Genomic DNA, 10,305 nt, shown 5'->3' with positions numbered 1-10,305 from the left:
GGGTGGGGACATCCCCCGCGCGGAGCGCTGGGCGCCGAGCCGCCGGCACGGCTACGGCACGGTGTCCAACTCGATCGCCGTGCACTGCCAGCGCGCGTCGATGCGTTCCAGGCGGAAGGCGAACGCGCGCGTTCTCTTGCCGCTGGTGATGCGAGCGAAGGCCTCGATCGCGTCGGGGGAGGGGCGGCAGACGCCGACCGCGCGGAGGGCGAGGGTGCCGCTCTCGCCGGGCGCCGGGCGGAGCGGCGTGTGGGGGGCCAGGTCGATGAGTTGTTCGTATGCGTGCTCGCGGACGTGGCCAAGCAGCGTGTGGACCGGCCGCTGGCCGCTGAGGATGAGCAGCAGCCGGTGGGCGAACCAGTCCTGCGGTCCCGGTCGGCGGGCCGGCAGTGGCCGGTTCGGGCGGCGCGAGTCCTGGCGTGGGTCCCGGCGGTTGGCGGGCCCGCGGTTGCTGGTTCTCATCTGGAATACCACCCCCGATAAAAAGCTACTCACTGGTAACTGTGGCGGATTGTAGCTACCTGATTACTTGGCGGCAAGGCTGGGGTCGGCTGGTACAGTGACCGGCCATGCGCGTCTACCTGCCCCTCACCCTCGCCGGGCTCGCGGAGCTGCACCGGTCGGGCGAGGCCGGGCCGGCGCCGCTCGTCGCCTACGCCGTCACGCCGGCGCTGCGCGAGTGGTATCTCTCCGGCGACGAGGAGGAGTTGGAGTACGCGGCGCTCAGCCGCGCCGCGCAGGCCTCGCTGCGGCTGTTGGCCGTCGACCCCGCGGTGGTCAGGCGTCGGGTGGTGCTCGCCGCCGACGTGCCGGATCGCGCCGCGTTCGCCGACCCCGACCGTGCCATGGACCCGGAGGCGCTGGCCGAGGTGAGGCTGACCGAGGCCGTGCCGGTCGCGAAGCTGGCCTCGGTGCACGTGGACGCACCGGACGCGGAGTCCGACATCGCCGCTGCCGCCGCCGCGCTCGGTGCCGCGGACCAGGGGGACGACGACGCCCAGTTCGTAGTGGACGGCGCCGCCGATCACGAGCTGTTGTGGTACGGCGTGCAGGAGATCGATCACCTTCTGTAACCCCGCTGTCGGTGGTGCCACGTACCGTAAGGGCCATGGCGACACATCTCGTGTGGGACTGGAACGGAACCCTGCTGCACGACACCGACGTGGTGGTCGAGGCGACCAACGCGTCGTTCGAGGAGCTGGGGATACCGCCGATCACGCTGGAGCGGTACCGCGAGCTGTTCTGCGTCCCCGTTCCCCTCTTCTACGAGCGCCTGCTCGGCCGGCGGCTCTCGGGCGAGGAATGGGAGGTGCTCGACGGCGCCTTCCACCGGCACTACCGGGCGCTTGCCAGCGGCGCGGCCCTCGCCGAGGGGGCGGCCGAGCTGCTCACGGCCTGGCGGGCGGCCGGCCGCACCCAGTCGGTGTGCTCGCTCGCCGCGCACGAGCAACTGCTGCCGTTGCTCGCTCGGCTCGGCATCGCGGAGCACTTCACGCGGGTGGACGGCAGCACCGGCGGCGGGAGCGTCACCGGGAAGGCCGAGCAGATGGCCCGGCACCTGGCCGCGCTCGACGGGGTGCGGCCCAGCTCGGTGGTGGTCATCGGGGACGCGGTGGACGACGCGGTCGCCGCCCGTCACGTGGGGGCCAGGGCCGTGCTCTACAGCGGGGGGTCGCACAGCCGGCGCAGTCTCGCGCGCGCCGGCGTGCCAGTGGTGGACACCCTCGCCGACGCGGTGCGCGTTGCTGAGGAGTTGGTCACAGGTGCCCCCACTACCCTCTGATCTTGCTCAACTGAGGCCCTGCGCCGGTGCGGGTGGGGATAGCCTGGTGTCCGTGATCAGCGCGATAGCGGCCGGTGATCCGGCCGGAGGCAGTGCCGCCTCCCCCGGCGCCCGGCACATAGCCGGGCCGGGCCCGTCGCTGATCCGTTCCGCCGGGAGCTTTCCCCATCACCCGATCCCCACGATCCACGCGATTCACGAGATCGAGCCTCACGAGATCGAGCGCTGCCCGGTGACCGATTCCCGACGTCGCCCGACGGTGCGCGACAGGAGCCAGAGGACATGCACACCAAGCTGGACGAAGCCAAAGCCGAACTACTGGCGCAAGCCGCCCAGGTAGCCGAGCAGGGTGTCGCCGGAGGCCCGCCCGGCCACGGCATGGACGCCGCCACGCTCAGCTCGTACCTCCAGCGTTACTACCTCTACATCGCCCCCGAGGACCTCGCCGACCGTGACCCGGTCGACGTCTACGGCGCCGCCGTGTCCCACTACCGCCTGGCGGCCAACCGCCCGCAGGGCACGGCGAACGTACGCGTCCACACCCCCACCGTCGAGAAGAACGGCTGGTCGTCGAGCCACACCGTCGTCGAGGTCGTCACCGACGACGCGCCCTTCCTGGTCGACTCGGTGACCAACGAGCTGTCCCGGCAGGGCATGGGCATCCACGTGGTCGTCCACCCCCAGGTCCTGGTCCGACGTGACGTGACCGGCAAGCTCGTCGAGGTGCTCGACACCAACGGCGGCACCGCCGAGCGCCCGGCCGACGCCGTCCTGGAGTCCTGGATCCACGTCGAGATCGACCGCGAGACGGACAGCGAGGACCTCCTGCGCATCGAGGCCGACCTGCGCCGCGTGCTCAGCGACGTCCGCGAGGCCGTCGAGGACTGGCAGAAGATGCGCGGCACGGCCCTGCGCATCGCCGAGGAGCTGCCAGGCGAACCGCTGGCGGCCGAGCTGACCGAGCCCGAGATCGAGGAGGCCAGGGAGCTGCTGCGCTGGCTCGCGGCCGACCACTTCACCTTCCTCGGCTACCGCGAGTACGAGCTGGCCCGCGAGGAGAACGGTGGCGAGAGCGACGTGCTGCGCGCCATCCCCGGCACCGGCCTCGGCATCCTGCGCTCCGACCCGGCCCACGACCCGGAGTCGGCGCACCCCACCGCCTCGGCGGCGTTCAGCCGGCTCTCGCCCTCCGCCCGGGCCAAAGCCCGCGAGCCGAAGCTGCTGATCCTCACCAAGGCCAACAGCCGGGCCACCGTGCACCGCAGGTCCTACCTCGACTACGTGGGCGTCAAGAAGTTCGACGCCCAGGGCAACGTGGTGGGCGAGCGCCGCTTCCTCGGGCTGTTCTCGGCCGCCGCCTACACCGGCTCGGTGCGCCGGATCCCGGTCATCCGCCGCAAGGTCGCCGAGGTGCTCGCCCAGGCCGGCTTCGGCGCCGACAGCCACAGCGGCCGCGACCTGCTGCAGATCCTGGAGACCTACCCGCGCGACGAGCTGTTCCAGACCCCGGTCGAGACGCTGAGCAGCATCACCGGTTCCGTGCTCCACCTCCAGGAGCGCCGCAGGCTGCGGCTCTACCTCCGGCAGGACGAGTACGGCCGCTACTACTCGGCCCTGGTCTACCTGCCGCGGGACCGTTACACCACCTCGGTCCGGCTGCGGCTGACCGACATCCTCACCGAGGAACTCAACGGCAGCAACGTCGACTTCACCGCCTGGAACACCGAGTCCGTGCTGTCCAGGCTGCACTTCGTGATCCGGGTGCCGGCCGGCACCGAGCTGCCCGAGCTCACGGACGCCGACGTCGAGCGCATCGAGGCCCGGCTCGCCGAGGCATCCCGCTCCTGGGCCGACGGCTTCACGGACGCGCTGCTCGCCGAGTGCGGCGAGGAGCGCGCCGCCGAGCTCGCCCGCCGCTACGCGAGCGCCTTCCCCGAGGGCTACAAGGCGGACTTCCCGCCGCGCGCCGCCGTCGCCGACCTCCAGTACGTGGCGAGCCTGGAGCCGGGCGGCGAGCGTGACTTCGCGCTCAGCCTCTACGAGCCGGTCAACGCGGCGCCAGGCGAGCGGCGGTTCAAGATCTACCGGATCGGCGAGCCGGTCTCGCTCTCCGCCGTGCTGCCGGTGCTCCAGTGCCTGGGCGTCGAGGTCGTCGACGAGCGGCCCTACGAGCTGCGCGTCGGGGACGGATCCGCCGCCTGGATCTACGACTTCGGCATCCGGGTCCCAGAAGCGCTGGTCGCGGGCCTCGGCGTGGACGCTCGCGAGCGCTTCCAGGACGCGTTCGCCGCCGCCTGGACCGGCGCCGCGGAGAACGACGGGTTCAACGCGCTGGTCCTCGCCGCCGGGCTCACCTGGCGGGAGGCGATGGTGCTGCGCGCCTACGCCAAGTACCTGTGGCAGGCCGGCGCCCGCTTCACCCAGGAGCGCATGGAGGCCACCCTCCGGCGGAACGTGCACACCACCCGGCTCCTGGTGAACCTGTTCGAGGCGCGGCACGCCCCGCAGCGGCAGAGCGCCGGCCGCGAGCTGACCGACGGGCTGCTCGAGGAACTGGACGGCGCCCTGGAGCAGGTGCTCAACCTGGACGAGGACCGCATCCTGCGCGCGTTCCTCAACGTCATCAAGGCCACCCTGCGGGTCAACTACTTCCAGAGCGACCAGGACGGGAAGCCGCACGGCTACCTGTCGGTCAAGCTCGACCCCAAGGGCATCCCCGACCTGCCCGAGCCGCGCCCGGCGTTCGAGATCTGGGTGTACTCGCCGCGCGTCGAGGGCGTCCACCTGCGGTTCGGCAAGGTCGCCCGCGGCGGCCTGCGCTGGTCCGACCGCCGGGAGGACTTCCGCACCGAGATCCTGGGCCTGGTGAAGGCCCAGGAGGTGAAGAACACGGTGATCGTGCCGGTCGGCGCCAAGGGCGGCTTCGTCGGCAAGCGGCTGCCGAGCCCGGCCGAGGACCGGGACGGCTGGCTGGCCGAGGGCATCGCCTGCTACCGCACGTTCATCTCGGGCCTGCTCGACATCACCGACAACCTGGTGGAAGGCCGCGTCGTGCCCCCGGCCGACGTGGTGCGGCACGACGGCGACGACACCTACCTGGTGGTCGCCGCCGACAAGGGCACCGCCACCTTCTCCGACATCGCCAACGAGGTCGCCCAGGCCTACGGCTTCTGGCTCGGCGACGCCTTCGCCTCCGGCGGCTCCGCCGGCTACGACCACAAGGGCATGGGCATCACCGCCAAGGGCGCCTGGGAATCCGTCAAGCGGCACTTCAGGGAGCTGGGCCACGACACCCAGACCCAGGACTTCACGGTCGCCGGCATCGGCGACATGTCGGGCGACGTCTTCGGCAACGGCATGCTGCTCTCTGAGCACATCAGGCTGGTCGCCGCCTTCGACCACCGGCACATCTTCCTCGACCCGGAGCCGGACGCGGCCGTCTCCTACGCCGAGCGGCGCCGGCTCTTCGAACTGCCCCGCTCCTCCTGGGCCGACTACGACACCTCGCTGATCTCCAAGGGCGGCGGCGTCCACCCGCGCACCGCGAAGTCCATCCCCGTCACCCCGCAGGTCCGCGCGGCCCTCGGGATCGGGTCCGACGTCGCGGCGCTCACCCCGGCCGAGCTGATGCAGGCCATCCTGCGCGCCCCCGTCGACCTGCTGTGGAACGGCGGCATCGGCACCTATGTGAAGTCCTCGGCCGAGACCCACGCCGACGTCGGCGACAAGGCCAACGACGCCATCCGGGTCAGCGGCCGCGACCTGCGCGCCAAGGTCGTCGGCGAGGGCGGAAACCTGGGCCTCACCCAGCGCGGCAGGATCGAGTTCGCCGCGGCCGGCGGCCGCTGCAACACCGACGCCATCGACAACAGCGCGGGCGTCGACACCTCGGACCACGAGGTCAACATCAAGATCCTGCTCAACTCCGTGGTGGCCAACGGCGACCTGACCGTCAAGCAGCGCAACACGCTGCTCGCCGAGATGACCGACGAGGTCGCAGCCCTGGTGCTGCGCAACAACTACGCGCAGAACGTGGTGCTGGCCAACAGCGAGGCCACCGCGCCCGGCCTGGTCCAGGCGCACCAGCGGCTGATCCGCAAGCTCAGCGAGAGCGGCCGGCTCGACCGGGAGCTCGAGTTCCTGCCCTCGGAGGACGAGTTCCGCGAGCGGCGGGCCGCCGGCCGCGGCCTCACCCAGCCCGAGCTCTCGGTGCTGCTGGCCTACGCCAAGCTGACGGTCACCGCCGAGCTGCTCTCCACCGAGCTGCCCGACGACCCCTACGTCAGCCGGCTGCTCTACGCCTACTTCCCAACCGCCCTGCGCGAGCGGTTCCCCGACCGCGTCGAGGACCACGCGCTGCGTCGCGAGATCATCACCACCCTCCTGGTGAACGACACGATCAACGTCGGCGGCTGCTCCTTCGTCCACCGGATGCAGGAGGAGTCGGGAGCCTCCACCGAGGAGGTCGTCCGCGCGCACACCGCCTCCCGCGCGATCTTCGGCCTGGGCGAGATCTGGGACACCGCCGAGAGCCTGGACAACCAGGTGTCGGCCGCCACCCTCACCCGGATCAGGCTGCACGCCAGGCGGCTGGTCGAGCGCGGCGCCCGCTGGCTGCTCAACAACCGCCCGCAGCCGCTGCAACTGACCGAGACCATCGAGCTGTTCGGCGAGCGGGTCGGCCGGGTCTGGCAGGAGCTGCCCAAGCTGCTGCGCGGCCGCGACCTGGAGTGGTACGCCAGCCTCAACGACGACCTCGTGAGCTCGGGCGTGCCGGGGGAGCTGGCCCAGCAGGTCGCCGGGTTCTCCGCGGTGTTCCCCGCGCTCGACATCGTGGCCGTCGCCGACCGCACCGGCCGGGAGCTGCTCGACGTGGCCGAGGTCTACTTCCACCTCAGCGACGAGTTGGGCATCACCCAGCTCCAGGACCGGATCAGCGAGCTGCCGCGGGCCGACCGCTGGCAGTCCATGGCGCGCACGGCGATCCGCGAGGACCTGTACGCGGCGCACCAGCTGATCACGGCGGACGTGTTGGCCGAGGGCTCGGCCGACGCCACCCCGGAGGAGCGGTTCGCGGCCTGGGCCCAGCGCAGCGCGGCGATCCTGGGCCGGGCCCGCACCACCCTGCGGGACATCCAGTCCTCGGAGAGCTTCGACCTGGCGAACCTCTCGGTGGCCATGCGGACCATGCGGACCCTGCTGCGCAGCAACCGCTGACTCCCCCGACCGCGTGCCGGGAAGCGACCCCCCGGCTTCCCGGCACGCACTCCCGGCGCCCCGGACGGCCATGGTTACGATGTCGTTCGGATCATCAGCCTCACGAGCGACTGGAGCGGACCATGGCGGGAGCGGCGCCCGAGGGTTCGGCCCCCGCGTGGATCGAGGCGTGCGGCGACGCGGCGATCACCGTGGTGATGCCCACGTACAACGAGGCGGAGAGCCTGCCGGTCATCGCCGACGAGCTGCTCGCCCTGCCGCTGCCGGGGCTGCGGCTGCTCGTGGTGGACGACAACAGCCCGGACGGCACGGGCGAGATCGCCGACGAGCTGGCCAAGCGGCACCCCGGCCGGGTCGAGGTGCTGCACCGCACCGTCAAGGACGGCCTGGGCCGCGCCTATGTCGCCGGGATGACCCTGGCCGTCGAGCGGGGCGCCGAGTACGTGCTCCAGATGGACGCGGACGGCAGCCACGCCGTGGCCTACGTGCCCCAGCTGATCGGCAGCGCGCTGGCCACCGGCGCCGGCTTCGTGGTCGGCAGCCGCTACGTGCCGGGCGGTCGGCTCGCGAGTGAGTGGGCCCCACACCGGCGGCTGCTCTCCCGCTGGGCCAACCGCTACGTCGGCGCGGTGCTGCGCACCGGCCTGCGGGACGCCACCGCCGGCTTCGTGCTCTGGCACGCCGACGTGGTGCGCGCGCTCCACCTCGAGCAGGTCCGCAGCAACGGGTACTGCTTCCAGGTCGAGCTGAAGTACGCGGCGGTGCGCGCCGGATGCCCTGCGGTGGAGATCCCGATCCGGTTCGAGGAGCGCCGGCAGGGCGCCTCCAAGATGTCGGCCGGGGTGCAGCTGGAGGCGGCCGTGCTGCCCTGGCGGCTGCTGCTCGGCGACCTCGCCGCGGGCCGGGCCGGCCGCGCCGGCGCCGTGATCCGCCCGGCCGCGCGCCGCCGGGCGGGGACTGGCCGCCGGTGGCCCTGACCTCGTCGCGGTACCCGGAGGGCGTGCGCGAGCCGTCCGCCTCGCCGGGCGTGGGGTCACCCACGGCGCGTGCCGCGGCGCCCGCGCTGCTGGCCTACGCCGGGGTGCGGGCGACGGGGCTGCTCATCCTGGTGATCTGGGCGGCCGTCGAGGACCGGAGCCCTTACACGCTGCTGACCGCCCGCTGGGACTCGCTGTGGTACGCCAGGATCGCCGAGGGCGGGTACGGCTACCAGGTGGTGCTCGAGGACGGCGGCGTCCACTCCGACCTGGCGTTCTTTCCGCTGCTCCCGGTGCTCGAGCGGGCCATCGCCGCCGTCACCCCGCTCGGCCCTGGCGACGCGGGACTGCTGGTCTCCCAGGTCGCCGCGGTGGCCGCCGCCTGGGGGATCTACGCCGTCACCGCGCTGGTCACCCGGCGGCGCTCGGCCGGCGTGCTGCTGGCCGCGCTGTGGGGCGCTTACCCGACGGCGTTCGTCCAGTCGATGGCGTACACCGAGACGCTGTTCACGGCGCTCGCCGCCTGGGCGCTGTACGCCGTGCTCACCGGCCGCTGGGTGTGGGCCGGCTCGCTGGCGCTCGCCGCCGGCCTGACCCGCCCGTCCGGCGCCGCCGTGGTGGCCGCCGTCTGGCTGCCGGCCGCGCTCCAGGTGTGGCGGGCGCGGCGGGCCTCGCCCCGGCTGCTGCTCGGCGTGGCGCTCGCGCCGCTCGGCTGGCTCGGCTACGTGGTCTACGTGGGGGTGCGGCGCGGCGGCCCGTTCGGCTACTTCGAGGTGCAGGGCGAGTGGGGCAACGGCTTCGACGGCGGCGTGGCGCTGCTCGGCTTCGTCTGGGAGAACCTGACGACCAACGTGGTCGGCGGGGTCGGCCTGGCCGCCGCGCTGGCGCTGGTCGGCTGGCTGCTGTGGCTGCTGGTGCGGGAGCGCTGGCCGTTGGCGCTGCTGGTCTACACGGGCGTCGTGGTGGCCACGTCGCTGGTCGGCTCAGGCTACTTCGGCTCCCGGCCCCGGCTGATGATGCCCGCCTTCGCGCTGCTGCTGCCGGCGACCCTGGCGCTGCTGCGGCTGTCGCCCAGGTGGCGCGCGCTGGTGGTCGCGCTGGCGGCGCTTGCCTCCGGCTGCTACGGCGCGCTGACCCTGCTCGGCCCAGGACCGCCGTGAGCGCCGTGAGCGCTCCGGCGGGAGCCGGATTCGCTCACGCCGTGTGCTTGACGATCTCGCCGTCCACCAGCACCACGAGGCAGCCGCCCGCGGTGGCGCAGTACTCGACCGTGCCCCACGAGGTGTGGTGGCGGGAGCGCAGCGTCCACTGCTCCCCGGATCCCGGGGCCGGCCGGCCGCACACCGGGCAGACGTCCTCCTCGGCCGCCGTCTCGGCGCGCGGCGTGTGCGCCCTGACCGGTTCGGAGCGCCGGCGCCTGGACTGCCCCACGGCCCAGGCGCTGGCCGCCACCACCAGCGCGATCGCGGCCACCTGACGGGTGCTGAGCCGCTCGTCGAGCAGCACGAGGCCCACGGCCGCGCCCACCGCGGGGGTGAGTGAGAGCAGCACGCCGAAGGTGCGGGCGTCCACCCGCCGCAGCACCACCATGTCCAGCGTGTAGGGGACGAGCGAGGACAGCACCGCCACCGCGAGCCCGGCGCCCAGCGCCTCGGGGTGCGCCACCACCGCGCCGCCGTCCACCACGGCCGCCACCGGGGCCAGGGCGCAGGCGCCGACCGCGAGCGCGAGTGCCAGGCCCGTCCAGTCGGAGAACACCGCCCCCACCTGCCTGTTGAGCAGCACGTACCCGGCCCGGCAGGCGCCGGCGAGCACCCCGAGCACCACCCCGGAGGCGGCCAGCGAGGCGCCGGGCGCGGCCAGCAGCAGCACCCCGGCGAGCGCCAGCAGGGCGGCCGACAGCTGCCCGGGGCGGCGCGAGAGGCCGACGGCGAGCGCCAGTGGGCCGAGCAGTTCCAGGGTGGCGGCCACGCCGATCGGCAGCCGCTCGAGGGCGCCGAAGTAGGCCACGTTCATCGCCGCGAGCACCAGGCCGAGCCCCACCACGGCCCGCCACTGGCGCGCGTCGAGGGCGCGCACCCGCGGCCTGGCTACGGCACACAACACCAGGGCGGCGATGGTCAGCCTGAGTCCCGCCAGGGCCAGTGGGCTGACCTGGTCGTAGGCGCCCTTGGCGACGGCGGCGCCGAGCTGGAGCGAGGTGATCTGTCCCAGTACCAGCAGGATGGTGCTCATGACGCCCAGCGTGATGTCATGGCCTTATGCAGTTCAACCATTACGGCGGCGAGGCCGCCCGGCTCGCCGCCGACCTGGTCAACCTCCCCGCCC

The 10,305-nt window shown here is 73.1% G+C and carries 7 protein-coding genes; 5 read left to right on the top strand and 2 right to left on the bottom strand.

Annotation, left to right across the window (positions count from 1 at the left end):
- Positions 1-51: 51 nt before the first annotated feature.
- Positions 52-462 carry an Rv3235 family protein gene (locus E1265_RS27010; RefSeq protein ID WP_243741131.1) on the bottom strand — a complete coding sequence of 137 codons (411 nt, stop codon included), beginning with the start codon at positions 460-462 and terminating at the stop codon, positions 52-54.
- A 107-nt stretch (positions 463-569) separates the two neighbouring features.
- Between E1265_RS27010 and E1265_RS27005 the strand changes: the two genes are divergently transcribed.
- From E1265_RS27005 to E1265_RS26985, 5 genes are all read left to right on the top strand, one after another.
- Positions 570-1,073 carry a hypothetical protein gene (locus E1265_RS27005; protein WP_132933612.1) on the top strand — a complete coding sequence of 168 codons (504 nt, stop codon included), beginning with the start codon at positions 570-572 and terminating at the stop codon, positions 1,071-1,073.
- 35 nt (positions 1,074-1,108) lie between these two features.
- Positions 1,109-1,783, top strand: a complete 675-nt coding sequence (locus tag E1265_RS27000; protein WP_132933611.1) for an HAD family hydrolase — start codon at positions 1,109-1,111, stop codon at positions 1,781-1,783.
- A 282-nt stretch (positions 1,784-2,065) separates the two neighbouring features.
- On the top strand, positions 2,066-7,000 hold the full coding sequence (locus tag E1265_RS26995; protein WP_132933610.1) for an NAD-glutamate dehydrogenase: 4,935 nt from the start codon (positions 2,066-2,068) through the stop codon (positions 6,998-7,000).
- A 197-nt stretch (positions 7,001-7,197) separates the two neighbouring features.
- Positions 7,198-7,977, top strand: coding sequence for a polyprenol monophosphomannose synthase (locus E1265_RS26990; protein WP_243741133.1), 780 nt, complete (start codon positions 7,198-7,200; stop codon positions 7,975-7,977).
- Positions 7,978-8,000: 23 nt separating this feature from the next.
- Complete coding sequence (locus E1265_RS26985) at positions 8,001-9,137, top strand: hypothetical protein (protein ID WP_243741132.1); 1,137 nt, start codon at positions 8,001-8,003, stop codon at positions 9,135-9,137.
- A 34-nt stretch (positions 9,138-9,171) separates the two neighbouring features.
- On the opposite strand, the gene E1265_RS26980 is transcribed toward E1265_RS26985, so the two are convergent.
- Complete coding sequence (locus E1265_RS26980) at positions 9,172-10,212, bottom strand: EamA family transporter (protein WP_207931223.1); 1,041 nt, start codon at positions 10,210-10,212, stop codon at positions 9,172-9,174.
- Positions 10,213-10,305: the final 93 nt, after the last annotated feature.

The organism is Streptomyces sp. 8K308 (genome assembly GCF_004348315.1).
Classification (GTDB): Bacteria; Actinomycetota; Actinomycetes; order Streptomycetales; family Streptomycetaceae; genus Streptomyces.
Note: the sequence above shows the minus strand (reverse complement) of the source record. Positions and strands in the feature narration are given on the sequence as shown.

Excerpts from the sequence above, each read along its gene's own strand:
- E1265_RS27005 (WP_132933612.1), top strand. The coding sequence starts at position 570 with ATGCGCGTCTACCTGCCCCTCACCCTCGCCGGGCTCGCGGAGCTGCAC.
- E1265_RS27010 (WP_243741131.1), bottom strand. The coding sequence starts at position 462 with ATGAGAACCAGCAACCGCGGGCCCGCCAACCGCCGGGACCCACGCCAG.
- E1265_RS26990 (WP_243741133.1), top strand. The coding sequence starts at position 7,198 with ATGCCCACGTACAACGAGGCGGAGAGCCTGCCGGTCATCGCCGACGAG.
- E1265_RS27000 (WP_132933611.1), top strand. The coding sequence starts at position 1,109 with ATGGCGACACATCTCGTGTGGGACTGGAACGGAACCCTGCTGCACGAC.
- E1265_RS26980 (WP_207931223.1), bottom strand. The coding sequence starts at position 10,212 with ATGAGCACCATCCTGCTGGTACTGGGACAGATCACCTCGCTCCAGCTC.
- E1265_RS26995 (WP_132933610.1), top strand. The coding sequence starts at position 2,066 with ATGCACACCAAGCTGGACGAAGCCAAAGCCGAACTACTGGCGCAAGCC.